Origin of the sequence: Streptomyces dysideae (assembly GCF_001514305.1) — a bacterium.
In the GTDB taxonomy this organism is placed as follows: domain Bacteria; phylum Actinomycetota; class Actinomycetes; order Streptomycetales; family Streptomycetaceae; genus Streptomyces; species Streptomyces dysideae.
Genome location: NZ_KQ949126.1, coordinates 1 through 25068, shown reverse-complemented (window position 1 = coordinate 25068; position 25068 = coordinate 1). Strand labels below are relative to the sequence as shown.

At 71.2% G+C, this 25068-nt stretch carries 22 protein-coding genes and 1 pseudogene; 11 read left to right on the top strand and 12 right to left on the bottom strand.

Features of this window, described 5'->3' with window-relative positions; all coding sequences use genetic code 11:
- Window positions 1-9 precede the first annotated feature (9 nt).
- Together chpH and AQJ91_RS44345 are read left to right on the top strand one after the other, a co-directional pair.
- Window positions 10-243 (top strand): chaplin ChpH, encoded by a 234-nt coding sequence (chpH, locus tag AQJ91_RS44350; protein ID WP_067034670.1) that lies wholly within the window; start codon window positions 10-12, stop codon window positions 241-243.
- A gap of 127 nt (window positions 244-370) precedes the next feature.
- The gene (locus AQJ91_RS44345; RefSeq protein WP_067034668.1) at window positions 371-1297 is read left to right on the top strand and encodes a chaplin; all 927 of its coding nucleotides are present in this window, start codon (window positions 371-373) and stop codon (window positions 1295-1297) included.
- Between the two features lie 70 nt (window positions 1298-1367).
- Here AQJ91_RS44345 and AQJ91_RS44340 read toward each other — a convergent pair whose 3' ends face one another.
- On the bottom strand, window positions 1368-1556 hold the full coding sequence (locus AQJ91_RS44340; RefSeq protein ID WP_005485166.1) for a DUF5703 family protein: 189 nt from the start codon (window positions 1554-1556) through the stop codon (window positions 1368-1370).
- Between the two features lie 47 nt (window positions 1557-1603).
- Between AQJ91_RS44340 and AQJ91_RS44335 the strand changes: the two genes are divergently transcribed.
- Window positions 1604-2356: a hypothetical protein gene (locus tag AQJ91_RS44335; protein WP_067034663.1), complete on the top strand. Its 753-nt coding sequence runs from the start codon at window positions 1604-1606 to the stop codon at window positions 2354-2356.
- Between the two features lie 70 nt (window positions 2357-2426).
- On the opposite strand, the gene AQJ91_RS44330 is transcribed toward AQJ91_RS44335, so the two are convergent.
- On the bottom strand, window positions 2427-5186 hold the full coding sequence (locus tag AQJ91_RS44330) for a helix-hairpin-helix domain-containing protein (protein WP_234383408.1): 2760 nt from the start codon (window positions 5184-5186) through the stop codon (window positions 2427-2429).
- The gene (locus AQJ91_RS44325; RefSeq protein ID WP_067034661.1) at window positions 5183-6166 is read right to left on the bottom strand and encodes an aldo/keto reductase; all 984 of its coding nucleotides are present in this window, start codon (window positions 6164-6166) and stop codon (window positions 5183-5185) included. The genes AQJ91_RS44330 and AQJ91_RS44325 overlap by 4 nt, the downstream gene beginning before the upstream one ends.
- 168 nt (window positions 6167-6334) lie before the next feature.
- On the opposite strand from AQJ91_RS44325, the gene AQJ91_RS44320 reads away from it, so the two are divergent.
- Window positions 6335-7390 carry an LLM class F420-dependent oxidoreductase gene (locus AQJ91_RS44320; protein ID WP_067034659.1) on the top strand — a complete coding sequence of 352 codons (1056 nt, stop codon included), beginning with the start codon at window positions 6335-6337 and terminating at the stop codon, window positions 7388-7390.
- Between the two features lie 253 nt (window positions 7391-7643).
- Window positions 7644-8432, top strand: coding sequence for a hypothetical protein (locus AQJ91_RS44315; RefSeq protein WP_067034657.1), 789 nt, complete (start codon window positions 7644-7646; stop codon window positions 8430-8432).
- Between the two features lie 2 nt (window positions 8433-8434).
- Here the strand turns inward: AQJ91_RS44315 and AQJ91_RS44310 are convergent.
- Window positions 8435-9397, bottom strand: a pseudogene (locus AQJ91_RS44310) (magnesium and cobalt transport protein CorA).
- Between the two features lie 62 nt (window positions 9398-9459).
- On the opposite strand from AQJ91_RS44310, the gene AQJ91_RS44305 reads away from it, so the two are divergent.
- The 4 genes from AQJ91_RS44305 (at window position 9460) to mshC (ending at window position 12940) form a co-directional block, all read left to right on the top strand.
- Window positions 9460-10146, top strand: coding sequence for a histidine phosphatase family protein (locus AQJ91_RS44305; RefSeq protein ID WP_067034654.1), 687 nt, complete (start codon window positions 9460-9462; stop codon window positions 10144-10146).
- An 85-nt stretch (window positions 10147-10231) separates the two neighbouring features.
- The gene (locus AQJ91_RS44300) at window positions 10232-10822 is read left to right on the top strand and encodes a DUF3090 domain-containing protein (protein ID WP_067034652.1); all 591 of its coding nucleotides are present in this window, start codon (window positions 10232-10234) and stop codon (window positions 10820-10822) included.
- On the top strand, window positions 10786-11616 hold the full coding sequence (locus tag AQJ91_RS44295) for an SCO1664 family protein (RefSeq protein ID WP_199848189.1): 831 nt from the start codon (window positions 10786-10788) through the stop codon (window positions 11614-11616). The genes AQJ91_RS44300 and AQJ91_RS44295 overlap by 37 nt, the downstream gene beginning before the upstream one ends.
- A 94-nt stretch (window positions 11617-11710) precedes the next feature.
- Window positions 11711-12940 (top strand): cysteine--1-D-myo-inosityl 2-amino-2-deoxy-alpha-D-glucopyranoside ligase, encoded by a 1230-nt coding sequence (gene mshC, locus AQJ91_RS44290; RefSeq protein WP_067034639.1) that lies wholly within the window; start codon window positions 11711-11713, stop codon window positions 12938-12940.
- Window positions 12941-13012: 72 nt separating this feature from the next.
- Here mshC and AQJ91_RS44285 read toward each other — a convergent pair whose 3' ends face one another.
- Together AQJ91_RS44285 and AQJ91_RS44280 are read right to left on the bottom strand one after the other, a co-directional pair.
- A complete protein-coding gene (locus tag AQJ91_RS44285) occupies window positions 13013-13588 on the bottom strand; it encodes a hypothetical protein (protein ID WP_067034636.1) in 576 nt (191 codons plus the stop codon).
- A gap of 35 nt (window positions 13589-13623) precedes the next feature.
- Complete coding sequence (locus AQJ91_RS44280; RefSeq protein ID WP_067034634.1) at window positions 13624-15354, bottom strand: S8 family peptidase; 1731 nt, start codon at window positions 15352-15354, stop codon at window positions 13624-13626.
- 258 nt (window positions 15355-15612) lie between these two features.
- On the opposite strand from AQJ91_RS44280, the gene AQJ91_RS44275 reads away from it, so the two are divergent.
- Entirely contained in the window at window positions 15613-16551 is a 939-nt protein-coding gene (locus tag AQJ91_RS44275) for an SMP-30/gluconolactonase/LRE family protein (protein ID WP_067034626.1), read from the top strand.
- A gap of 90 nt (window positions 16552-16641) precedes the next feature.
- Here the strand turns inward: AQJ91_RS44275 and AQJ91_RS44270 are convergent, their stop codons facing one another.
- From AQJ91_RS44270 to AQJ91_RS44245, 6 genes are all read right to left on the bottom strand, one after another.
- On the bottom strand, window positions 16642-17634 hold the full coding sequence (locus AQJ91_RS44270; protein ID WP_067034623.1) for a PAC2 family protein: 993 nt from the start codon (window positions 17632-17634) through the stop codon (window positions 16642-16644).
- A gap of 177 nt (window positions 17635-17811) precedes the next feature.
- Entirely contained in the window at window positions 17812-18483 is a 672-nt protein-coding gene (locus AQJ91_RS44265; protein WP_067034620.1) for a FadR/GntR family transcriptional regulator, read from the bottom strand.
- 169 nt (window positions 18484-18652) lie between these two features.
- Window positions 18653-20269: a glycerol-3-phosphate dehydrogenase/oxidase gene (locus tag AQJ91_RS44260; protein ID WP_067034618.1), complete on the bottom strand. Its 1617-nt coding sequence runs from the start codon at window positions 20267-20269 to the stop codon at window positions 18653-18655.
- A 19-nt stretch (window positions 20270-20288) separates the two neighbouring features.
- Window positions 20289-21848, bottom strand: coding sequence for a glycerol kinase GlpK (gene glpK / locus AQJ91_RS44255; RefSeq protein WP_067034615.1), 1560 nt, complete (start codon window positions 21846-21848; stop codon window positions 20289-20291).
- Between the two features lie 78 nt (window positions 21849-21926).
- Window positions 21927-22721: an MIP/aquaporin family protein gene (locus tag AQJ91_RS44250; protein ID WP_067034613.1), complete on the bottom strand. Its 795-nt coding sequence runs from the start codon at window positions 22719-22721 to the stop codon at window positions 21927-21929.
- 282 nt (window positions 22722-23003) lie between these two features.
- Complete coding sequence (locus AQJ91_RS44245) at window positions 23004-23768, bottom strand: IclR family transcriptional regulator (RefSeq protein WP_067034611.1); 765 nt, start codon at window positions 23766-23768, stop codon at window positions 23004-23006.
- A gap of 283 nt (window positions 23769-24051) precedes the next feature.
- Between AQJ91_RS44245 and AQJ91_RS44240 the strand changes: the two genes are divergently transcribed.
- The coding region (locus tag AQJ91_RS44240) for a homocysteine S-methyltransferase family protein (protein ID WP_199848188.1) at window positions 24052-25068 on the top strand (1017 nt) is incomplete at its 3' end.

Genomic DNA, 25068 nt, shown 5'->3' with positions numbered 1-25068 from the left:
GGAGGAAGAATGATCAAGAAGGTCGTCGCCGCTGCGGCTGCCACTGGTGGCCTGGTTCTCGCGGGTGCGGGCCTTGCCGTTGCCGACTCGGGTGCTCAGGGTGCCGCCGCGCACTCCCCGGGCGTCCTGTCGGGCAACGTCCTGCAGGTTCCCGTTCACGTCCCCGTGAACACCTGCGGCAACACGGTCTCCGTGATCGGGCTGCTGAACCCCGCCTTCGGCAACACCTGCATCAGCAACTGACGTTGTGCCGCGCCCCTTGAAGGGGCTGAGCCCGTTGGCCCCGGAGCGCACGCCATGCGCTCCGGGGCCGACCGGCCTTTCGGAATACAGGAATTTCGGGACAAGGTCGAAGGCAGGTAATTCAGCAATGCGACAGGTCACCCGCAAGGGTCTGATGACCGTGGCGGCCGCGACCGGCGTGATCGCCGCCGCGGGCAGCGCCGCTTACGCAACCGGCTCGGGTGCGAGCGGCTCCAGTTCGAACTCGCCCGGCGTGCTGTCGGGCAACACGGTGCAGGCGCCGGTGCACGTGCCGGTGAACGTCTGCGGCAACACCGTCAACGTCCTCGGGCTGCTCAACCCGGCGATCGGCAACAGCTGCGCCAACCAGAGCGGCGGCAGCGGCTCGTCCAGCGGCTACGCCGACTCCGGCGGCGGTTCGTCGGCCGGCGGATACGCCAGTGACTCGCCCGGCGTGCTGTCGGGCAACACGGTGCAGGCGCCCATCCACGCGCCGGTCAACGTCTGCGGCAACAGTGCCGACCTCATCGGCGTCGGCAACTCCAGCACGAGCAACAGCTGCGGCAACGGCAGCACCGGTGGGGGCGACACCCAGCCCGGGACGCCGGACCAGCCCGGCAACTCCGGCACCCCCGAGCAGCCAGTCACCCCCGGCACCTCTGGCGACTCGGCGACCCCGGCGAACCCCGTGAACCCCGTGACCCCGGCGACCCCGGCGACCCCGGCGACCCCGGCGACCCCGGCGACCCCGGAGACCCCGGAGACCCCGGAGACCCCGGAGACCCCGGCGACCCCGGAGGCCCCGGAGGCCCCGGAGACCACGGCGAACCCGGTCGAGCCGACCCAGCCGGCCTCCCTGGGCACATCGCCCACCACGGGCGGCGAGACGCGGAGCGGCAACCAGCTGGGCGCGCAGGCGGTCACCCAGCCACAGGGCGCCGCCCAGCTCGCCCAGACCGGCAGTGACCTGCCGATGGGCCTCCTCCTGCCGGCCGGCGCGGGGGCACTGCTCGCGGGCGCGGTGCTGTACCGCAAGGCGCGGGCCTCGGCGTAGGCACCGGCGCAGCCGTCGAACGGAGCGGGCCCCGCATTGGCGGGGCCCGCTCCGTTTCCGTCCGCTCATCTCACCATGTGGCGCGCACCTGGCGGATGATCCGCCGGCGCAATCGCACCCTGCGGCTGCCGTCGCGCAGCAGGCTCAGGCGGTCCAACTCCCAGTGTCCGTACTCGGCATGGTCCGTCAGCAGGCGTGTGGCGTCCTTGCGGGAGACCCCGCGCGGTACGTACACGTCGACAAATTCGTATTCCGGCATCGCATCTATTGTGCAAGCAGAGGCCCCGGACGGATAGCGTCTGCACTATGTCTGATGCTGCGCAGCCCACCGCTGCCGAGGTACGCGCCGCCGCCGAGGCGGTCAAGACGGCGCTCGACCGCCACCTGGCCGCGGTCGAAAGCCGGTCGGGTGAGGACGACCCCACCGTCTACGAGGCGTTCAACGAGCTGGCCGCGGCCGCCGAGGTGTACGACGAGCTGCTCTACGACCGTTACGACGAGGTCACCCCCTTCGAGATCCCCGGCACCGAGGACTCCCTGCCGCCGTACACGGGTCCCGAGGAGCCGAACGCCCTGAGCGTGCTGATCCGCCGCGACTACGCCGTGGCGGAGCCGCAGCGGCTGCTGGCGCACGCCCAGCGGATCGAGGCGGCGGACTACGAGGACGGCGCGGCGGGCGCGGAGGCGGCCGGCACGGTGCACGGGGCGCTGGGCATCCTGTTCGGCGAGTTCGAACCGGACGAGATCGCCTCCCGGCACAAGGAGTTCGGTCTCGAGGAGGGTGACTCCACGCTCTGGGTGACCGCCGCGGACGAACCGGCCGAGCCGGGCGAGTGGCTGGAGGCACCGTTCGAGTCGGCCGACCCGCAGCGGGTGGTGTGCCGTTTCGACGTCAGCGCGGTCTTCGACGACGAACTGGACGACGAGATCGACGACGCGGACGTGGACACGGACGCGGATACCGACGAGGACGTCGAGGACGTCGAGGACGTCGAGGACGAGCTCGACGCGGACCTGGACGAGGACGAGGACCTGGAGCCGCTGGACGCGGATCGCTGAGCGGAGCCGACTCCTGCCGCAACGGCGGTGGTCACGGAGGGTCGTCCCTCCGTGACCACCGCCGTTGCCGTCAGCTCTCCGTCGGGACCTGAGGGGCGAGCAGGGTGGGCAGGCGGGTGGTGCGGGGCTTCGGTGGGACCTCGGACACCGCGCGCGGGAGCGCCTGGTCCACGCCGTGGACCACCGAGAGGTGACGGTCCGCCCGCCCGAACGCCGTGTAGACCCAGGGACGGCTGAGGGCCTGCGCGGCGTCGCCGGGCAGCACCACGACCACCGCGGGCCACCGGCAGCCCACCGCCTGGTGCGCGGTCAGCGCCCAGCCGTGCCGCACGGACTGCTCCACCCGGTCCTTCGGTACGACGACGGCCTCGCCGGCGCAGGACAGGTGCAGCCCGTCGGCGTCGGCCTTCACCACGTGGCCCGGCAGCGTACGGCCCGGCGCGGGGGAGTAGGCGATCCGGTCGCCGGGGTCGAAGCCGCCGAACCGGCCGGGGCCCGGGTTGAGCCGCTCCTTGAGGGCGGTGTTGAGCGCACGTGTGCCGGCCGCGCCGCCATGGCCCGGCGTGATCACCTGGGTCTCCTCGGCCGGGACGCCGATCGCCCGCGGCACCGAGTCGGCGACCAGTTGCACGGTCCGGTGCACGGCCTCGCCCGCGTCCCGCACCGGCACGATCACGACCTCCTTGCCGGGCGCTTCGACCTGGTTCAGCTCACCGATGCCGATACCGGACACCAGCTCGCCCAGCGGCCCGGGATCCGGCCGCCGCGAGGTGACCTGCGGGCAGACCCGTGCGGCCAGCACATCGGCGAACACCCGCCCGGGCCCCGCCGACCACAGCACCCCGGGATCCCCGGCCAGCACCAGCCGGGCCCCGTCCGGCAACGACTCGGCGATCAGCGCGGCCACCTCGACATCCAGCTGAGGCGCATCGAGCACCACCAGCAGGTCAAGATCCAAGGCCCCGTCGGCATCCCGGCCGGGGCCTTCGGCACCGGCCAGCAGCCCGGCGACGGTGGCAACACCGGACTGTCCCGAAACGGCGCGGCCGACCGGAGCGTGGGCGTCCGGCGTCCGGCCGTCCGACGTCCGGTTGTCCGGCGCGAACTCGACCGCGGCGAGCCCGTCGGGCGTGCGGCTGCCCAGCGCGGGTCCGCCTGGCGATGAAAGGCCCGGGGCGGGGCTGGCCGGCGTGGAGCTGTCGGGTGTGGTTCCGCCCGGTGAAGAACTGCCCGGTCGGCTGGACGCGCTCATCAGCGCCGCGAAGCGGTCCCGGCCGATCGGGCTGTGTGCGGCCGCCCAAGCACGCAGCCCCAGGGCCTGCGCCGTGCGCAGCAGTGCGGCCGGCTCGGTCAGGGACGCCTCGCCGCCGGTGTGGAGGACCAGGCCGTTCGCCGCGACCGCGCGGATCAGCTCACCGGCGGAGCCCTCGGCGGTGGCCCGCTCCCAGTCCTCGGCCGAACCGTCTTGCTTCGGCACGGAGTCGATCAGCCGGGCCAGTCCGTCGGCGAGGCTCTCCTCCGCGAGGGCGTACCGCTCCAGACCGACGAGGATCCGGACCGGGCGTTCCTCGTCCTTGCCCTCCTCCGCCTCGTCGTCCCGGCGGACCGGCGCCCCGGGTTCGTCCAGGGCGTCCTGGAAGACCAGGGCGTCGCCTTCCGCGATCGCGTTCTGCACGGCCGTATCGGCGTCCGGCACACCCCGCTGGGCCAGCGCAGCCGTGAGTGTCGGCATCTCCAGCGCGGTGTGCCCGGCCAGGGCCGCCTGCTCCAGCAGCCAGACGGTGACGGCACGGCCCCGCCGCTCGTCGTCCGGTCCGCACTCCGCGCCGAGCAGCGCCCGCGCGAACCCGTCGGCCTGCTCGGGCCGTACACCGGCGACGCGCAGCAACTGCCAGGGGTCCTCCCGCAACTGCTCGCCCGCGCCCTCACCGAGGACCGTGGCGACCTGCGGTGCGAGCGCGTCCGGTGCACCGCCGTCGGTCAGTACGCGCCGTACGGAATCGACGGTCTCCGGCGACGCGGTGGCCGCGGGGGCTTCGGCCGCGACCGGCTGGGGCCGGTGCACCGGCTCGGGGGCGGGGCGGCGCGGTGCGGGCTCCGGCTCGCTGAACACCGCGGCAACGGGCTTCGCACCGCTCTCCACGGCCCGTACGGCGGCCAGCAGATCGGCGGCCTTCCCGCTGAGCTTGGTCCCGGCCTCGATGGGCCCCTGCCTCTCGGCCTTCCGCCGCTCGATCCGCTCCCGCTCCAGCCGCTGCGCCGCGATCTCGGCCTCGGCCTCGGAGAGCTGGGCCGCGGTCCTGCCCTCGTCGGCGTCGGCTGCGGAGTCCTGCGCCGCGACGTGGGCTTCGGATTCTCGGGTCGCGGTGGTGTGTTCGCCGTCCTGGGCTTCGGATTCTCGGGTCGCGCCCGCGCGTTCATCGTCCTGGGCTTCGGGCTTTCGGGTCGCACCCGCGCGTTCATCGTCCTGGGCTTCGGGCTTTCGGGTCGCACCCGCGCGTTCATCGTCCTGGGCCTCGGACCCTCTGGCCGCACCCGCCCGTTCGCCGTCCTCGCCCGTCGGCTCCTGGCCCGGCGTCCCGTCTTCCCCGGCGTCGGCCACGGAGTCCCCCGCCCCGGCCTCACCTTCACCGCCGTCGACCTCGGACCCGTGACCCGTGGTCCCGGCCTCCCCGCCCTCAGCTCCCGGCGCCTCCCTCGCGTCCGCGCCCCCGGCGTCCGCCGCCGACTCCACCTCACGGCCCCCGGCCAGGTCACCGCCTCCCGTGGCAGGAAGGGCGCCGGTGTCCTCCGGCGGGCCGTCCTGCGTGGTCTCGGGCTCCGTGCTCACAGCGTGCTCCAGTCGTGATCGGGATAGCGGTGCACGGGCGCCGACACGTCGTCGAGCGCCCGGCAGATCTCGTCAGGAAGACTAAGCGCCTCCACTGACAATGCCGCCGTGAGCTGCTGCGCGTTGCGCGCGCCGACGATGGGCGCGGCCACCCCGGGCCGGTCCCGGACCCAGGCGAGGGCGACCTGGAGCGGCGTCACCGCCAGCCCGTCCGCCGCGGTCTGCACGGCGTCCACGATGCGGCTCGCCGTGTCGTCGAGGTACGGCGCGACGAACGGTGCCAAGTGCTCCGACGCGCCGCGCGAGTCGGCCGGTGTCGCGTTGCGGTACTTGCCCGTCAGGACGCCGCGGCCCAGCGGGGACGACGGCAGCAGGCCGATGCCCAGGTCGAGGGCGGCCGGCAGCACCTCGCGTTCTACGCCGCGCTGGAGCAGCGAGTACTCCAGTTGCGTGCTCGCCAGCCGCGTCCGCACCCCCGGCGCCGCCAGCTGCCAGGTCGCCGCCTTGGCGAGCTGCCAGCCGCAGAAGTTGGAGACACCGGCATACCGCGCGCGCCCGCTGCCGACCGCCAGGTCGAGGGCGTGGAGCGTCTCCTCCAGCGGCGTGTCCGGGTCGAAGGCGTGGATGTGCCACACGTCGACGTAGTCCGTGCCGAGACGGGCGAGTGAGGCGTCGAGCGCGGAGAGCAGGTGGCCGCGGGAGCCGTCGAAGCGGCGGTCCGGGTCGGGGACCGAGCCCGCCTTCGTCGAGATGACCAGGTCCCGGCGCGGGACCAGCCCTTCTATGAGCTGGCCCAGCAGATACTCGGCCTCACCGTCGCCGTACACGTCCGCCGTGTCGACGAGCGTGCCGCCCGCCTCCCAGAACGTCTTCAAGAGGTCCGCGGCGTCGTGCTCGTCGGTGTCCCTGCCCCACGTGAGGGTGCCGAGTCCGATACGGGACACACGCAGGCCGGTGCGGCCGAGATGCCTCTGCTCCATGAACGCCGAGATTACTGGCCAGAACCTGTCGTGTGGGGGCCTGTGGACAACCAGTTTCCCCGAGTGGAACAGGCGTTGGCGCGGGAGTCCGGCGTCACTGCCCAGGGCCCGGCGCGTCCGCTAGTGTCTCCGGAACAGGGACGTTACTGATCGGTAAGGGGATCGGCCATGCAGCTCGGGATCAACCTCGGCTACTGGGGTGCCGGAATGGACGCGGACAATCTCGCCGTCGCGCAGGAGGCCGACCGGCTGGGGTACGCCGTGTGCTGGGCCGCCGAGGCGTACGGCTCGGACGCGGCCACCGTGCTCACCTGGGTCGCCGCCCAGACCGAGCGCATCGACGTCGGCTCGGCCATCTTCCAGATCCCGGCCCGCCAGCCGGCGATGACCGCGATGACCGCCGCCACTCTCGACTCGCTCTCCGGCGGGCGCTTCCGGCTCGGCCTCGGCGTCTCCGGGCCGCAGGTCTCCGAGGGCTGGTACGGCGTCAAGTTCGACAAGCCGCTGGCACGCACGCGTGAGTACGTCGAGATCGTCCGCAAGGCCATGACGCGCGAGCGGCTGTCCTACGAGGGACAGCACTGGACGCTGCCGCTGCCCGGCGGCCCGGGCAAGCCGATCAAGCTGACCGTGCACCCGGAGCGCGAGCACATCCCGCTGTACATCGCCGCGATCGGCCCGAAGAACCTCGAGCAGACCGGCGAGATCGCCGACGGGGCTCTTCTCATCTTCCCCTCCGCCGATCATCTCGAGGACACGGCGATCCAGTACCTGCGCGCCGGGCGCGAGAAGGCCGGCAAGACGCTCGACGGGTTCGACGTCTGCCCGACCCTGCCGCTGGCCGTCGGCGACGACAAGGACGTGGCCGCGCTCGCCGACACCTTCCGCCCGTACACGGCGCTGTACGTCGGCGGCATGGGCAGCCGCAAGCAGAACTTCTACAACCAGCTCGCCCAGCGCATGGGGTACGAGAAGGAGGCCGCCGAGATCCAGGACAAGTACCTGTCCGGCGACAAGCAGGGCGCCGCGGCCGCCATTCCGCACGACCTGATCGACAAGACCACACTGCTCGGTTCCGTCGACCGGATCGCGGACCGGATGCAGGCCTACGCCGCAGCCGGGGTCACCACCCTGACCCTGGCTCCCGCGGGCTTCACGCTCGACGAGCGGATCGCCTCGCTGCGGGCCGGCACCGAGGCGATGGAACGCGCCGGGCTCGCGTAGCACGGCGTACACCAGGCGGAGATTTCCGCGGCCGTGGTGGGGGCTCGGGGGTCTTCCCCGCCACGGCCGTCACGCGGAACAACGCGCTGGAGCCCTCGTGGTTACGCCCCCGTCGTGACCCCGGCCGTCCTCCTTTTGGCGGAGTTGTCCGATACAACTGTTGCAGCACCTCTCTCGCCGCATTTGACTCGTTCTTTGCGGAATCCCGCGGAGACCGAGCAGTCCTGCAGAGCCCTGCAGAGAGGTGCCCACGATGCTTTCGGCCAAGAGCCTGTTCGAAGAGATCCTCGACAACGACGAGTCCTTCCGCCTGTTCTGCTCCATCGCGGCCAGCGGGGAGTCCCAGGGCGGCTGGGAGAACGCCCGCATCGCCACGCTCGTCCCGGACAGCGAGCGTGGACTCGCCCCCAAGATCACCCGGCACGGCGCGGACGAGGACAAGCACGGGCGGATCTTCAACGCCCTGCTGAAGAAGCGCGGCCTCGAACCCGTCCCCGTCCCGCCCGAGACCGACTACACGATGCTCCTCGAGCGGCACGGCATCGGACTCGCCCACGAGAAGCTCAAGAGCGACGCACCGCTCACCGTCCAGGACATCGTCGCCTACCTGTCGCACAGCCGGGTCACCGAGCAGCGCGCCTTCGAGCAGATGGAGCTGCTGCGCAAGCACTTCGCCGACCACCCCGACCTCGGCCGCGCGGTCAAGATGATCTCCAACGACGAGGACAACCACCTGGCCTACTGCCACGAGGAACTGCTGCGCTTCGCCGCCCAGGGACACGGCCGGGCCATCCAGCGCACGCTGCGCGAGTGCGCGCTCGCCGAGATCCGGATCTACCGGGACGTCAGCCTCGCCGTCATGACCCACATGGGCCGCATCCTCGGCTGGCCGCGGCCCAAGGCGGCGGTCCTCGCGGCCGGCATCCACGCCGTGTACGCGTGGGAGCGGGCCGCGGGCTGGCGGCGGATGGTGAGCCTGAAGATGCCGGAGCGGCGCGACGCGCTGGGCGGACCGGCGACCTCGGCCCCCGAGTTCGCCTGAAGCTACAGCCAGCCCCGGCTCTTGAACAGCCGGTACAACAGGACCTCGAGGACGGCCATGGCCGCGATCAGCGCCGGATACGACCATCCCCAGCGCAGCTCCGGCATGTGGTCGAAGTTCATGCCGTAGACCCCCGCGATCATCGTGGGGATCGCGGCCATGGCCGCCCACGCGGAGATCTTCCGCATGTCGTCGTTCTGCCGGACGCTCATCTGCGCCAGATGCGCCGAGAGGATGTCGGAGACCAGCCGGTCCAGGCCGTCCGCGGACTCGTTCACGCGTGTGAGGTGGTCGCTGACGTCCCGGAAGAAGGGCTGTGCCTTGTCGTTCACGAACGGCGCCGCCGCGCTGTACGGGTCCGCCAATTAGAGGGCGCGGACACGTACAGCGCGGCGGCGCTACGGCAACGGTGATCTGCCGCTTGAAGGTTTGGAGCTCTCTCCCGGAGTCCGGGAGACTCCCTTCTGGATCGCTCCGAAGGGTTTGACGGCGCGTGCGTCCGTCCGTACGACGATCCTCCCGACCGCCGGGCAGGTCGACGACCCGCCATGTGCCGCCAACGGGTTGGTCGTTGACGGCGAGCTCATCGTACCGTATGTGCCACGCACCGCACCCGCGCCGTGACGGACCGTCATCACGAAGCCGTCCCCGATGAAGATCATGACCTCGCCGGCGGAGACGACGTCGCTCTTCGGCTCGTAGCCGACCGGCCTGAGCACCATGAACAGCGAGTCGTCGTACACCTCCAGCTTGGGCCGCTGATGTGCCTTCAGGGCGTCCTCGACGGCCAGCGGGTGCAGCCCGAAGTCCTCCGTGACCCGGTCGAACTCCTTCTCCGTGGGCTCGTACAGACCGATCCACACGAACGCGCCAGACTCCAGACGGCACAGGTCCAGGGCGGCCGAGATGTCCTCGGGACCCTCCGTCCGCCGCCCGTCCCGGTAGATGGCGCAGTCGACGATCACGGAGCGTATTCTCCCGCCATCCGGCGCCGAACGCAGCCCGTGGTACGCCTACGCTGGGCCGCATGCCCACGTTGATCCTGGTCCGGCACGGACGTTCCACCGCCAACACCGAAGGCCTGCTTGCCGGGTGGACGCCCGGCGTCGCCCTCGACGAACGCGGGGCCGCGCAGGCCGCCGCGCTGCCCGGTCGGCTCGCCGGGCTGCCGGTCTCCGAGGTCGTCACCAGCCCGCTGCAGCGCTGCCAGGAGACGATCCGGCCGCTGCTCGACGCCCGTCCCGAACTGCGCGCGCACACCGACGACCGCATCGGCGAGTGCGACTACGGCGACTGGTCCGGCCGCAAGCTCGCCGAGCTCATGGACGAGCCGCTGATGGAGGTCGTCCAGGCGCATCCGTCGGCGGCCGCGTTCCCCGGCGGCGAGTCGATGCGGGCCATGCAGACCCGGGCGGCCGAGGCCGTACGCGAGTGGAACGCGCGCGTGGAGCGCGATCACGGCGCCGACGCCGTGTACCTGATGTGCTCGCACGGCGACATCATCAAGTCGTTGGTCGCGGACGCACTCGGACTTCATCTCGACCTCTTCCAGAGGATTTCCGTCGAACCGTGTTCCATCACGGCGATCCGCTACACACGCCTGAGGCCGTTTCTCGTCCGGCTCGGGGACACCGGTGATCTCGCGTCCCTGATACCGCGCGAGGACCCGCCGGCCGGCGACGCCCCGGTAGGGGGCGGTGCGGGCGCACCGTGATCGTCGGGCGCAGTAGGGTGAAGCGGTTCACACAAGCGCGTTCCCGCACACACGCACGTACTCACGATTCCAATGGAGACAGGACGTGTCCCGTCAGGTGTTCCTCTACGACCCTCCGGACCGCTTCGTGGCCGGTACGGTCGGACTGCCCGGACGCCGTACGTTCTTCCTCCAGGCCACGGCCGGCTCCCGGGTGACCAGCGTGGCGCTGGAGAAGACCCAGGTCGCCGCGCTCGCCGAGCGCATGGACGAACTGCTCGACGAGGTCGTACGGCGCAGCGGCGGAAGTGCCGCCGTCCCGGCCGTGGTGCCCACCGAGGTGGCCGACACCGCCCCGCTGGACACCCCCGTCGAGGAGGAGTTCCGCGTCGGCACCATGGCCCTTGCCTGGGACGGCGAGGAGCAGCGCATGATCGTCGAGGCGCAGGCCCTCGTGGAGCTCGACGCCGACTCCGAGGAGGATCTCGCGGAGGCGGAGGAGCGGCTGCTCCAGGACGAGGAGAACGGTCCCCCGATGCTGCGGGTCCGGCTCACCGGCGCGCAGGCGAGGGCCTTCGCCAAGCGCGCCCTGGACGTCGTCAACGCCGGGCGGCCGCCGTGTCCGCTGTGCAGCCTCCCGCTCGACCCGGAGGGACATGTATGTCCGCGCCAGAACGGATACCGCCGCGGAGCGTGACGGCCGACCCGAGCCCCGCCGACCTGCTCGCCGAGGGCGAGCTGACCGTGCGCGGGCGGATTCGTGAGGCGTCCAACGCCGCGCTGTTCTGCACGGTCGCGCACGACGGGCGCGAGGTGTCCTGCGTGTACAAGCCGGTCGCCGGGGAGCGGCCCCTCTGGGACTTTCCCGACGGGACGCTCGCGCAGCGCGAGGTCGCCGCGTACGAGGTCTCCGAAGCGACCGGCTGGGGGCTCGTACCGCCCACCGTGCTGCGGGACGGGCCGTACGGCGAGGGCATGGTCCAGCTGTGGATCGACGTGACCCCGGAGGCCGAACTGCTCGCCCTCGTCGACGCCGAGGAACCCGAGCCGGGCTGGAAGGCGATCGCGTTCGCCGAGGTCGGCGACGGGAAGACGGCCCTGCTGGTGCACGCCGACGACGAGCGGCTGCGGAGGCTCGCGGTGCTCGACGCCGTGATCAACAACGCGGACCGCAAAGGCGGCCATCTGCTGCCCGACGCCGAGGGCCGCCTCTACGGCATCGACCACGGGGTCACCTTCAACGCCGACAACAAACTCCGGACACTGCTGTGGGGATGGGCGGGCGAGCCGCTCACGGGGGAGGCGGTCGAGGTGCTCGGCTCAATGCGGGAGGCACTGAAGGAGGGCGGGGCGCTGGCCGTACGGCTGTCCGCGCTGATCACGGCCGCCGAGGTCGACGCCACACGCGCGCGTGTCGGGGCGCTGCTGGCGTCCGGGAAGCATCCGGAGCCGAGCGGGGAGTGGCCGGCCATTCCCTGGCCGCCGGTCTAGCGGCACAATGGGCGAGGTCCCACAAGAGTGCCCTCTCGGCCATCCGGCCTGGTCCGGTTCGTATACGGAACATCCGTCCGGTTAGGCTCATGACATGTATGCCTGGCCCGCTTCTGAGGTCCCCGCCCTGCCCGGTCAGGGCCGCGACCTCCGGATCCACGACACCGCGACCGGCGGTCTGGTCACCCTCGACCCCGGTCCCGTCGCCCGTATCTACGTCTGCGGCATCACCCCGTACGACGCCACCCACCTGGGACACGCGGCGACCTACAACGCGTTCGACCTCGTACAGCGCGTGTGGCTCGACACCAAGCGGCAGGTTCACTACGTCCAGAACGTCACCGACGTGGACGATCCACTCCTGGAGCGGGCCGCACGCGACGACATCGACTGGGTCGCCCTCGCCGAGAAGGAGACCGCCCTCTTCCGCGAGGACATGACCGCCCTGCGCATGCTGCCCCCGCGGCACTACATCGGCGCGGTCGAGGCCATACCCGGCATCGTGCCGCTCGTCGAACGGCTGCGGGACGCCGGCGCCGCCTACGAACTCGAGGGGGACATCTACTTCTCCGTCGAGTCCGACCCGGACTTCGGCAAGGTGTCGGGCCTGGACGCGGCCGCCATGCGGCTGCTGTCCGCCGAGCGTGGCGGCGACCCCGACCGGCCCGGGAAGAAGAACCCGCTCGACCCGATGCTGTGGATGGCAGCCCGCGAGGGCGAGCCCAGCTGGGACGGCGGTTCCCTCGGGCGCGGCCGGCCCGGCTGGCACATCGAGTGTGTCGCCATCGCCCTCGACCACCTCGGCATGGGCTTCGACATCCAGGGCGGCGGCTCCGACCTCGCCTTCCCGCACCACGAGATGGGCGCCTCCCATGCCCAGGTGCTGACCGGCGAGTTCCCCATGGCCAAGGCATATGTGCACGCCGGCATGGTCGCCCTGCACGGCGAGAAGATGTCCAAGTCCAAGGGCAACCTCGTCTTCGTGTCCACGCTGCGGCGCGACGGCGTCGACCCCGCCGCCATCCGGCTCGCCCTGCTCGCCCACCACTACCGGGCCGACTGGGAGTGGACCGACCAGGTCCTCGAGGACGCCGTCACCCGGCTCGGCCGGTGGCGGGCGGCCGTGTCGCGGCCCGACGGGCCGTCCGCGGACGCGCTCGTCGAGGAGATCCGCGACGCCCTCGCCGCCGACCTGGACGCCCCGGCCGCGCTCGCCGCGGTCGACCGCTGGGCGGCCGCACAGGAGGAGCGGGGCGGCACCGACATCGGCGCCCCCGGCGTGGCGAGCCGCGCCGTCGACGCGCTGCTGGGCGTGGCCCTGTAACGCCCGATGGCATGAGTGAGGGCGCTTCCTCCCCGCGGAGGAAGCGCCCTCACCCGTTGGTTCAGCCGCCGGTCAGATCCGCTGGATCCGTACGCTGCGCAGGACGCTCGGCGACTGGGTGTCCCAGACACCGATCATCTGGTGGCCGAACGCGAAGGCCTGCTGGATCTGCTGGTGGATCTGCGGGTTCGGGTTGTTCAGGACCCGGAACTGGTTGTTGATCCGCAGGAAGATCTGATGCGGCTGGCCCTGCAGCGGGTGGACGATGTCGACGAAGCCGTTCGCCACTCCGGAGGCGAGGGCCTGCGCCTGCATCTGCTGGACGACCTGCTGCACCGCGGCGAGCGCGACCTGCTGCAACTGCTGCTGCGCCTGCTGTTCGGCCTGCTGCGCCTGCTGGTCCTGCTGCTGCCCGAACGGCTGTTGCTGCTGGCCGAGCTGCTGGAGCAGCTGCTGATACGGCTGCTGCTGACCGAGCTGCTGGAGCTGCTCCAGGGAGCCGCTCATGCCGTACGGCTGCTGCTGGCCCATGCCCTGCTGGCCGAAGCCCTGCTGCCCGAACGGCTGTTGCTGCTGGAACGGTGATGTGCTCGGGTACTGCTGGCCTTGCTGCTGTCCCATGTGACTCATCTGCGGGGTGGTGCTCATGCGGGTGCCACCTTCCCTTGATGTGATGGGCTGCGTCAGCCGGTGATCACCAGGCCGACGATCTCGTCGTCCGAGAACCACACTCGGACATCGGGCCGTCCCCCCGCGAAGGCGGTGTGGACCGCCTGGCGGATGTCGGGGGACGGGTGGTTCAGGTTCCGCCAGTCGCCGGCCACGAACAGCCGGAGCCTGGGCGGAAGTTCACGGGGGTATGGCAGGAGCTCGTCCCAGTACCGTTCGGCCCGGCCGGAGCCGACCGCCTGCGGCAGCAGACGCGTGACCGCCGCCTTGATGTCGGGCCGGCTGCCGATCCGTTGAGAGGCGGGCCGGCCCGGCGCGTCCTGCTGCGGGGACCCCGTGGCCCGCAGCACCTCACGGGCACGTTCCGGGGACATCGGCGGCTGGCCGGCCGCCCTGAGCATGCCGTGCAGCGCGGCCAGCGCGCCGACCACCACCGGGGAGGCGGAGGAGGTCCCGGAGAACGTGTCCGTGTACCAGGCGATCTCCTCGGGCCCGCCCTGCAGATCCCCGGGCCGGTCCCAGAAGCCGCCGGTGGTCGTGACCTCGCGTCCCCAGCCCTGGGCGTCCACGCGGGCGCCGTAGTTGGAGAACGCCAGCCTCGACCGGTCCGGGCCGTGATCGCGGCCGTGAGTGCCGGGCGGCGGGGCGCCCGCGCCGACCAGGACGGCGCCGGAGGACTGGTTGGAGGGGTTGTACGGGTTGCGCCACCACTCCGGGAACTCGTCGGGGCGGCGCTCGTAGACCGCGTCGTCGAGCGACTCGGCGCCATTGCCCGCGGCCGCCACGACGAGGACGCCGCGGGCGGTGGCGTAACGGACGGCCGCGAAGTCGTCCGGCCACCACTCCAGCGCGATGTAGCCGCGCTGGTCGTCGCGCTCGGCGAACTCGAACCGCGGCCCCGGCCGGTGCAGTTCGACCAGCACGAGGTCGCCGGGGCCCAGCCGGTCCGCCGCCGCGTGGATCGCGGCCGCGGTACCGATGCCCTGGAAGGACGCGGCCGCGGTCACCGCGTCCGGCACGATGCCGGTGACGCCGTACTCGTTGCGGTCGCCGCCGATCACGCCGATCACGGCGGTGCCGTGGTTGCGCCAGGCGATGTCGGTCAGCGGGGTGCCGACCACGACGCCGGCCAGCTTGGCGGCCAGGTCCTCGTGGCCCAACTGCCAGGAGCCCTCCACGTCGATCACGGTCACGCCCTGACCGGTGCCGCCGCGCCGCTGCCAGGCCCACCGGGCGTCGATGCCCTCGGGCGCGGGCCGCAGATAGCCCTGCCGGCTGCTGAAGTCGGGTGTGACCGGCGCGCCTTCCTTGAGGCGCCCGGTGTCCTCCCCGATCTGCCCGAAGGAGGCCGGTACGGCGCCCGGCTTGACGTACGCCGTGTCGATCCCCGGCAGCGCGGCGATCCGTGAGCGCAGCTCCTCGGCGCGGCTCTCTCCGCCCCGCACCCGGTAGAAGAGCGCCAGGTCGGGCACGTTCTCGGTGCCGGGCGCCGCGGACTGCTGGAGGCGCTCCTCGCTGCCGAACAGCGGTTCAAGGGCGAGCTGTTCGTCACTGAGGAACATGTTGAGAGCCGAGACGTCGGCGCCCGCCGCCGACCGTACGCCCTCGGCCTGGGCCCGCAGCCGGGCCTCGGGACGGGCGACGACGATCAGTTCCCGCTCGGTTCCTCGATAGGTGTATCCCGCTCCGTCGGGGCCCGGCCCGGATGCCCCCGGGCCCTGCGCCGGCTGTACCTGGTCGCTCATCGGGTACCGCTCCCTTCGGTCCGTGCGGGTGCGCCATCGGGCCCCGACCAAGCACGCCTGCGGCGGTCCGTCCAGACCGTCTTCACCAACTCGGTTTGAAAACAAGTTGAATTGGGTAACGTGTGCAATCCGTCCGGAAGCAGATGTCACGGTACAATCCGGCCAAAGGCTGCGGAGGTGCCTGTCATGTGATGGGGTGAGAGCGCCTGTTGACCTGTACGGCCGGCCTTCGCCGGCCCCTTCGCGGAAGGACGCACAGTGGTATCCGCAGAACGTTCCTTCGCACGTCGAAGACTCCTCACCGCGACCGCCGCCCTCTCCGGAGCGGCGCTGCTGGGCGGCACCGCCCACGCGGCCGAAACGCCGAGGAAGGCGTGGCCCACCCAGTTCCCGCTGCCCAACGGCTTCCGGCCCGAGGGCATCGCCACCGGCACCGCCCCGTTCGCCTACTTCGGCTCGCTCGCCAACGGCGACATCTATCGCGCGAACCTCGCCACCGGCCGTGGCTCCGTCATCAGCAAGGGACTTGGCGCCGGGCACCCCTCCATCGGCCTGAAGATCGACCGGCGCGGCAGGATCTTCATAGCCGGCGGCGACAGCGGCGAGATCCGCACGGGCCGGATCGAGAAGGTGTACGCCACCGGCGGCACCTTCGTGAACGACGTGATCCTCACCCCGGACGCCGCCTGGTTCACCGACTCCTTCAAGGCGCAGCTCTACCGGCTGGCCCTCGACCGGCACGGCGCCCCCGGCGACGTCAGGACCGTGCCGCTGAGCGGTGACTGGCAGCAGGGCGCCGACTTCACCGCCAACGGCATCGAGCGCACCCCCGACGGCAGCGCCCTGCTGGTGGTGAACGCCTTCGCCGAAGGCGGCACCCTCATGCGGGTCGACCCACGCACCGGAACCGCGGCCGCCGCGGACCTCGGCACGGCCAGGATCCCCAACGGCGACGGCCTGTTGCTGCTCGGCCGCACCCTCTACGTCGTCCAGCAGGCACAGAACGCGGTCGACGTCTTCCGGCTGAACGCGGCCGGCACCAAGGGCACCGCGATCGCCCGCATCACCGACCCGCGGTTCCGCATACCGACCACGGTCGCGGCGTACGGCGACCGTCTCTATCTGCCCAACGCGCGCTTCGACGTGGAGCCGACACCGGACACCGAGTACGACGTGGTCGTGGTCGACCAGGTGTAGCTCCGGGTGCGGCTCCGGCCACGGACGCGGCAAGGGCGGTGCGCGTGACGCACACCGCCCTCACCGGACCCCTTGAATCCCTCGGATCCCTCAGTCCTCTGACGACTCCTCGTCGTCCGGGCCCAGGCCCGGCCCCGGCCCCGGCCTGGGTGGCTTCGGCGGCCGGGTGAGTCCCGGGTTGTCCCGCAGATACGAGCCGTCCCCGCCGTCCGCCGTGGCGTGCCCGCCGGGAGTCGGGCCGCCGCCGTCGCGGCGCCGCAGATACCGCTCGAACTCGCGGGCGATCGCCTCGCCCGACGCCTCCGGCAGCTCCGCGGTGTCCCGGGCCTCCTCCAGCGTCTGCACGTACTCCGCGACCTCGCTGTCCTCGGCGGCCAGCTGGTCCACGCCCACCTGCCAGGCGCGCGCGTCCTCGGGCAGCTCGCCCAGCGGGATGCGCACGTCGATCAGGTCCTCCAGGCGGTTCAGGAGAGCCAGCGTCGCCTTCGGGTTCGGCGGCTGCGACACATAGTGCGGGACGGCGGCCCACAGGCTGACGGCCGGCACGCCCGCGTGCGTGCACGCCTCCTGGAGGACGCCGACGATGCCCGTGGGGCCCTCGTACTTGGTCTCCTCCAGGTTCATCCGCCGGGCCAGGTCCGCGTCGGATGTCGTCCCGCTGATCGGGACCGGACGCGTGTGCGGGGTGTCGCCCAGCAGGGCGCCCAGGATGACCACCAGTTCCACGCCCAGTTCGTGGGCGAAGCCCAGCAGCTCGTTGCAGAACGAGCGCCAGCGCATGGACGGTTCGATACCTCGGACGAGTACGAGATCGCGCGGCTTCTCGCCGCCGACCCTGACCACCGACAACCTTGTCGTCGGCCAGGTGATCTTCCGTACTCCGGCGTCCATCCACACCGTGGGCCGGTTGACCTGGAAGTCGTAGTAGTCCTCGGCGTCCAGCGCCGCGAACACCTCGCCCTTCCATTCCCTGTCCAGATGCGCGACCGCGGTGGAGGCGGCGTCGCCGGCATCGTTCCAGCCCTCGAACGCGGCCACCATGACCGGGTCGATCAGCTCGGGAACCCCCTCGAGCTCGATCACCCAGCGCCTCCTTCCGACGTGCCCTCGCGTACGCCCCAACCTTACGGCGTCCGGCGGGGGCGACCGCAGCCCCCTTGCACGGGGGAGTGAACGGATCACTGCCCCGATCCCCACCCCAGAACACCCCTCAGCAGAGGTCCGATCTCCGGCGAATACCGGTCGAACCGGACCGTCGCCTCACAGCGAGGCCCGCAGCCACTGCTCCACGCTCGCGATGTGCACGGTCGCCCACGACCGTGCCGCCTCCGCGTCCCGGTCCCGCAGAGCGGTCAGGATCGCCCGGTGCTCGTGCAGTGTGCGGCTGACCGCGTCCTCCTGGGTCAGGCCGCGCCAGATCCGGGCCCGGGTGGTGGGGCCCGACAGGCCGTCAAGGAGTGAGCAGAGCACGGAGTTTCCGGAGCTCTGCACGATGCCCCGGTGGAACTCCAGGTCAGAGGCGACGAGTTCCTCCACGGACGGCTCGTCGCCGAGCTTGTCCAGCTGGGCGGACAGCGCGTCCAGCTGTTGCTCGCTGATCCGCAGCGCCGCCATCGCCGTGGCCGCCGGTTCCAGGATGCGGCGTACGGCCAGGAACTCCAGGACCGTGTCGTCACGGTGGAAGTCGACGACGAAACTCAGCGCCTCCAGCAGGAGTTGCGGATCGAGGCTCGTGACGTACGTGCCGTCGCCCTGCCGCACGTCCAGGATCCGGATCAGGGACAGGGCGCGCACCGCCTCCCGCAGGGAGTTGCGGGACAGCCCGAGCTCGGCGGCGAGCTCGCTCTCCTTGGGGAGCCGCTCGCCGGGGCGCAGCGCGCCGGAGACGATCATTCCCTTGATCTTCTCGATCGCCTCATCGGTGACTGCCATGGCCGGCCTCCCTGTCGTTCAGACATCCGATGTCTCATGCCATTATGGGGTACAGGGGCGTGAACGGACGCCGAATGCTCAGGCCAGACCATTGCCTCCGGGTCCGCGATCACGGCATGCGAAAGGGGCGGCCCCGTCGGCGTGGGGCCGCCCTCTCCCGTCGTACCGCCTACTTCTTGTCGAGCAGGTCCTGCACCTTGCTCCGCACGTCGTCCGTGGCCAGGCCGCGGATCGTCAGCGTCGTACGGCGGCGCAGCACGTCGTCCGGCGTCTCGGCCCACTCGTTGTCGCGGGCGTAGACGACCTGCGCCCAGACCTCCGGGGCGTCGGGGTGGACGCGCTCGCCGAGCTCCGGGTTCTCGTTCGCCAGGCGGGCGATGTCGAAGGCCAGGGAGCCGTAGTGCGTGGCCAGGTGCTTGGCGGTGTCGGCCGCCATGCGCGGGCCCGGCGCCGGGTGGTCGGTCAGCAGGCGGTGGGCGATCGCGCGCGGGTTGGCGACACCCGGCAGCGGCAGCTTCTTCGGCAGCGAGGAGATCGGCTCGAAGTCTTCGCCCAGCGGGTGGCCCGGCAGCGCCTCCAGCTTCTTCATCACCGTACGGCCGATGTGCCGGAAGGTCGTCCACTTGCCGCCCGCGACGGACAGCATGCCGCCCTTGCCCTCGGTCACGACGGTCTCGCGCTTGGCCTTCGCCGTGTCACCGGGGCCGCCCGGCAGCACCCGCAGACCCGCGAAGGAGTACGTGATCAGATCACGGCTGAGCTGCTGGTCGCGGATGGAGAACGCGGCCTCGTCGAGGATCTGCGCTATGTCCTTGTCGTCGACCGCGACATCCGCCGGGTCGCCCTCGAACTCCTCGTCGGTGGTGCCGAGCAGCAGCATGTCCTCCCAGGGGAGGGCGAAGGTGATCCGGTACTTGTCGATCGGCGTCGCCAGCGCGGCCTTCCACGGCGACGTCCGCTTCAGGACCAGGTGCGCGCCCTTCGACAGCCGGATGGACGGCGCCGCGTTCGGGTCCTCCATCCTGCGCAGGTGGTCGACCCACGGACCGGTCGCGTTGAGCACGAGGCGGGCGTTGACGCCGAACTCGTCGCCCGACGTACGGTCCTTGAGGTCCGCGCCGGTCACCCGGCCCTTGGTGAAGCGCAGGCCGGTCACCTCGGCGTGGTTCAGCACGACCGCACCCGCCTCGACGGCCGCACGGACCGTCATCAGCGCCATGCGCGCGTCGTTCATCTGGTCGTCGCCGTACACGGCCACGGCCTTGAGGTTGTCGGTACGCAGCTCGGGCACGTCCTGCGCGGCCTTGGCGGGGGAGAGCAGGTGCCCGACACCGTCACCGAACGCTGACAGCATCGAGTACGCGAAGACACCCGCCCCGAGCTTCGCCGCGCCGTGCGGCCCGCCCTTGTACACGGGGAGGTAGAACGTGAGCGGGTTCGCCAGATGGGGAGCCACCTGGCGGGAGACCGCACGGCGCTCGAAGTGGTTCTCCGCCACCAGCTTCACCGCGCCGGTCTGCAGGTATCGCAGACCGCCGTGGAGGAGCTTGGAGGAGGCGGACGAGGTGGCGCCGGCGAAGTCACCGGCGTCGACCAGAGCCACCCGCAGGCCGGACTGCGCGGCGTGCCAGGCGGTGGAGATGCCCAGGATGCCGCCGCCGATCACGAGAAGGTCGTACGACGCCTTGGCGAGTTGCTCCCGGGTCTCGGCCCGGCTCGGGTTGGAGCCGGAGGCCGGGCGCGTACCCAGGGCAGTCACGGACTGCAGGGTGGACTGAGTGGTCATGTCGGGTTCTTACTCCTCGTCAGTCTTCGTCGGCGATCCAGCCCATGGTCCGCTCGACGGCCTTGAGCCAGCTCTTGTACTCACGGTCGCGGGTCTCCGCGTCCATGCGGGGGGTCCACTCGGCGGCCCGGCGCCAGTTCGCGCGCAGGTCGTCGGTGCTGGTCCAGAAGCCGACGGCGAGACCGGCGGCGTAGGCGGCGCCGAGGCAGGTGGTCTCGGCGACCATCGGGCGCACCACGGGGGCGTCCAGGAAGTCCGAGAGGGTCTGCATCAGCAGGTTGTTGGAGGTCATGCCGCCGTCGACCTTGAGGGCGGTGAGCTCGACACCGGAGTCCTTGGTCATGGCGTCGCTGATCTCACGGGTCTGCCAGGCAGTGGCCTCCAGGACGGCGCGCGCGATGTGCGCCTTGGTGACGTACCGGGTGAGGCCGGCGATCACACCGCGGGCGTCCGGGCGCCAGTACGGCGCGAACAGACCGGAGAAGGCCGGCACGAAGTACGCGCCGCCGTTGTCCTCGACCGAGAGCGCGAGGGTCTCGATCTCGGCGGCGGTGGAGATCAGGCCCATCTGGTCGCGCATCCACTGCACCAGCGAACCGGTGACGGCGATCGAGCCCTCCAGGGCGTAGACCGGCTTGTCGTCACCGATCCGGTAGCCGACCGTGGTCAGCAGGCCGCTGTAGGAGTTGATGATCTTCTCGCCGGTGTTCATGAGCATGAACGTGCCGGTGCCGTACGTGGACTTGGCCTCGCCCTCCGCGAAACAGGTCTGGCCGAACAGGGCCGCCTGCTGGTCGCCGAGCGCGGACGCGACCGGGATGCCGCCGAGCAGCTCGCCCAGCTTGCCGCCCTTGATCTCGCCGTAGACCTCGGCGGAGGAGCGGATCTCGGGGAGCATCGCCAGCGGGACGCCGATGGACTCGGCGATCTTGTCGTCCCACTCCAGGGTGTGCAGGTTCATCAGCAGGGTGCGGGAGGCGTTGGTCACGTCGGTGACGTGGTGGCCGCCGTCGACACCACCGGTCAGGTTCCAGATGACCCAGCTGTCCATGGTGCCGAAGAGGATGTCGCCCGCCTCGGCGCGCTCCCGCAGACCCTCGACGTTGTCGAGCAGCCAGCGGGCCTTCGGGCCGGCGAAGTAGGAGGCGAGGGGCAGACCGGTCTCACGGCGGAAACGGTCCTGCCCGACGTTGCGGCCGAGCTCCTTGCACAGGGCGTCGGTGCGGGTGTCCTGCCAGACGAGGGCGTTGTGGACGGGCTCACCGGTGTTCTTGTCCCAGAGCAGTGTGGTCTCACGCTGGTTGGTGATGCCGATGGCCTTGATGTCGTCACGGGTGATGCCGGCCTTCTCGATGGCTCCGGCGACGACCTCCTGGACGTTGGTCCAGATCTCGGTGGCGTTGTGCTCGACCCAGCCCGGCTTCGGGAAGATCTGCTCGTGCTCCTTCTGGTCGACGGAGACGATACGGCCGTCCCGGTCGAAGACGATGCAGCGGCTGGAGGTCGTGCCCTGGTCGATGGCTGCAATGAACGGCCCATGGCCGTGGGATGCGATGCCGGCGGTGTGCGCGTCGGTCACTGTGTGCTCCTGAGGTTCCGTGGCTGAAGAGCTGTACGTACGGGGCGTGCTGCGAGGCTCGGTGAAAGCCGGATGCCGTTAAGCAAAAGCGATCTTGTAGATGCCCGCAGCGACCGCGCCGCCGATCAGCGGACCGGCGACCGGCACCCAGGCGTAGCTCCAGTCGGAACCGCCCTTGTTGGGCAGGGGCAGCAGGGCGTGCACGATGCGCGGACCGAGGTCACGGGCCGGGTTGATCGCGTAGCCGGTGGGGCCACCGAGGGACAGACCGATCGAGACGACCACGAGCGCGGTGATCAGGGCGCCCACGGTGCCGAGGCCGTTGCCGTTGTCGTTCAGACCCTGTGTGAGCACCGCGAGGACCAGCACGATCGTGCCGATGATCTCGGTGGCCAGGTTCTGTACGGCGTTCCGGATCTCGGGGCCGGTGGAGAAGATGCCCAGGACCGGGCCCGCGCCCTTCTCCTGCGCCTCGACGGCCTTGACCTTCGTGGCCTGCGCGCCCGGACCGCCGACGATCTCCTTGTCGGTGAGGTGCGCGTGGAACTGGCCGTAGTAGGCGACCCAGACCAGGGCCGCGCCGATCATGGCGCCGAGCAGCTGTCCGGCCCAGTAGGTCGGGACGTTGCTCCACTCGCCGTCCTTGATGGCGATACCGACCGTCACGGCCGGGTTGAGGTGGGCGCCGGAGAGCGGCGCCGAGGTGTACACGGCCGTGAGAACGGCAAAACCCCACCCGAAGGTGATGGCGAGCCAGCCGGCGTTACGTGCCTTGGAGGCCTTGAGCGTGACAGCGGCGCAGACGCCGCCACCGAGCAGGATGAGTATGGCGGTACCGATGGTCTCGCCGATGAAGATGTCGGAGCTGGACACCCGCGACTCCTTTGTCCTTCGTCCAGGGGAAGTGCGATACGGCCCTTGGCGTCGTCACACTCTAACGCGTGTTTGCCGGTAGGTGTTCGACAATGTCGACCGATGGACGGGAGTCTTGCCTCGCCGTTACAGGTGCGTCAAGAGTTCTGTTGGCGAAAACACGATCGTTACTGATCGGTGCGAGTTATCGATCTCGGTCGACAGAATCATGTGATATGTCCGCACAAGGGTATGCCGAGGGTCGGGGCGCCGCTGTGGCGTCCCGACCCTCGACCGTGTACGTCAGAAGCGCCCGGCGCCCAGATCCCGCGACACCGCGCGGCCGCAGTCCCGCACCGCCGCGACCAGGTCGGGGCGCAGCTCGCCGTCCCGGCACAGCCGCTCCACGGCGCCGGTGATACCGACCGCTCCGACCGGCATCCGCCGCCGGTCGTGGATGGGCGCGGCGACGGAGGCGACGCCCTCCCAGGTCTCCTCGACGTCCGCCGCGTACCCACGCGCGCGCGTGAAGTCCAGGAGCTGCTCGAAGGAGTCCAGCTCGCACACGGTCCGGTCCGTGAACGCCTTGCGGTCGGCCTCGATCGCCTCGCTGTGCGCGACCGGGTCGTACGCCGACAGGACCTTGCCCAGGGCCGTGGAGTGCAGGGGCTGCATGGCCCCGATCTCCAGCACCTGCCGGCTGTCGTCGGGCCGGAAGACGTGGTGCACGATCAGTACGCCCTGCTGGTGCAGGACCCCCAGATAGACGCTCTCGCCGCTGGACCGGGCCAGATCGTCCGTCCACACCAGGGCGCGCGCCCGCAGCTCGTGGATGTCCAGATAGGTGGTTCCCAGGCGCAGCAGCTCGGCGCCCAGCTGGTAGCGGCCGGAGGCGTCGTCCTGCTCGACGAAGCCCTCCTGCTGGAGGGTGCGCAGAATCCCGTGGGCGGTGCCCTTGGCGAGCCCCAGTGACGAGGCGATGTCCGACAGCCCGAGCCGACGCTCGCCGCCCGCGAGGAGCCGCAGCATCGCGGCCGCCCGTTCGAGCGACTGGATGTTCCGTGCCATCGCCGTCCTGCCTCCGTCCCCTTCGACCGTCGCCCCGCGACGTCGCTGCCACTGTTCGGCAATGTCGAACACTACCGGTCCATGCCGACCTCCCGCCAATGGTCGGTCAGACCTGTCGCGTCACTCGTATCCCGACGACGATCCGGAGGTCATCCTTGTCCGCCCCGTGGACGCCTTGTCCACCCGGGCCCCGACCTGACCTAGTCTTGCGACGTGCGCCCTCGTGGTACGTGGCCACGGGTGGCGCAAAGCCGACAGCCGTCGCACTCCAGGGAGCCCCTATATGGCCTCGTCGCCGCTGACCCCTTCCGCCGACAGCCGGACCCGTGTGTCCGCGCTCCGAGACGCGCTCGCCAGCCGTGTGGTGGTCGCCGACGGGGCGATGGGCACCATGCTCCAGGACCAGGACCCCACCCTCGAGGACTTCCAGAACCTCGAGGGCTGCAACGAGATCCTGAACCTGACCCGCCCCGACATCGTCCGCGCCGTCCACGACGCGTACTTCGCGGTGGGCGTCGACTGCGTCGAGACCAACACCTTCGGGGCCAACCACACGGCCACGGCCGAGTACGACATCGCCGACCGGGTCTTCGAACTGTCCGAGGCGGGCGCCCGTATCGCCAGAGAGGTGGCCGACGAGTACGCCGGCCGCGACGGCCGCCGGCGCTGGGTGCTCGGCTCGGTCGGCCCCGGCACCAAGCTGCCCACCCTCGGCCACATCGGCTACGCCACGATCCGCGACGGCTACCAGGCGAACGCCGAGGGCCTGCTCACCGGCGGCGCCGACGCCCTGATCGTCGAGACCACGCAGGACCTCCTCCAGACCAAGGCCTCCGTCCTGGGTGCCCGCCGCGCCATGGAGGAGCTCGGCGTCGAGGTGCCGCTGCTGGTGTCGATGGCGTTCGAGACGACCGGCACGATGCTGCTGGGCTCGGAGATCGGCGCCGCCCTGACGGCGCTGGAGCCGCTGGGCATCGACATGATCGGCCTCAACTGCTCCACCGGCCCGGCCGAGATGAGCGAACACCTGCGCTATCTGTCCCGCCACTCCCGCACCCCGCTGCTGTGCATGCCGAACGCGGGCCTGCCCATCCTCACCAAGGACGGCGCCCACTTCCCGCTCGACCCCGAGGGCCTGGCCGACGCGCAGGAGAACTTCGTCCGCGGCTACGGGCTGCAGCTGATCGGTGGCTGCTGCGGCACCACGCCGGAGCATCTGCGGCAGGTCGTCGAGCGGGTGCGGGATCTGACCCCGGCTGAGCGCAGCCCGCGTCCGGAGCCGGGTGCGGCGTCGTTGTAT

Coding starts and splice junctions, on each gene's coding strand:
- chpH (WP_067034670.1), top strand. CDS start 10: ATGATCAAGAAGGTCGTCGCCGCTGCGGCTGCCACTGGTGGCCTGGTT.
- AQJ91_RS44345 (WP_067034668.1), top strand. CDS start 371: ATGCGACAGGTCACCCGCAAGGGTCTGATGACCGTGGCGGCCGCGACC.
- AQJ91_RS44340 (WP_005485166.1), bottom strand. CDS start 1,556: ATGCCGGAATACGAATTTGTCGACGTGTACGTACCGCGCGGGGTCTCC.
- AQJ91_RS44335 (WP_067034663.1), top strand. CDS start 1,604: ATGTCTGATGCTGCGCAGCCCACCGCTGCCGAGGTACGCGCCGCCGCC.
- AQJ91_RS44325 (WP_067034661.1), bottom strand. CDS start 6,166: ATGGAGCAGAGGCATCTCGGCCGCACCGGCCTGCGTGTGTCCCGTATC.
- AQJ91_RS44320 (WP_067034659.1), top strand. CDS start 6,335: ATGCAGCTCGGGATCAACCTCGGCTACTGGGGTGCCGGAATGGACGCG.
- AQJ91_RS44315 (WP_067034657.1), top strand. CDS start 7,644: ATGCTTTCGGCCAAGAGCCTGTTCGAAGAGATCCTCGACAACGACGAG.
- AQJ91_RS44305 (WP_067034654.1), top strand. CDS start 9,460: ATGCCCACGTTGATCCTGGTCCGGCACGGACGTTCCACCGCCAACACC.
- AQJ91_RS44295 (WP_199848189.1), top strand. CDS start 10,786: ATGTCCGCGCCAGAACGGATACCGCCGCGGAGCGTGACGGCCGACCCG.
- mshC (WP_067034639.1), top strand. CDS start 11,711: ATGTATGCCTGGCCCGCTTCTGAGGTCCCCGCCCTGCCCGGTCAGGGC.
- AQJ91_RS44285 (WP_067034636.1), bottom strand. CDS start 13,588: ATGAGCACCACCCCGCAGATGAGTCACATGGGACAGCAGCAAGGCCAG.
- AQJ91_RS44280 (WP_067034634.1), bottom strand. CDS start 15,354: ATGAGCGACCAGGTACAGCCGGCGCAGGGCCCGGGGGCATCCGGGCCG.
- AQJ91_RS44265 (WP_067034620.1), bottom strand. CDS start 18,483: ATGGCAGTCACCGATGAGGCGATCGAGAAGATCAAGGGAATGATCGTC.
- AQJ91_RS44260 (WP_067034618.1), bottom strand. CDS start 20,269: ATGACCACTCAGTCCACCCTGCAGTCCGTGACTGCCCTGGGTACGCGC.
- AQJ91_RS44245 (WP_067034611.1), bottom strand. CDS start 23,768: ATGGCACGGAACATCCAGTCGCTCGAACGGGCGGCCGCGATGCTGCGG.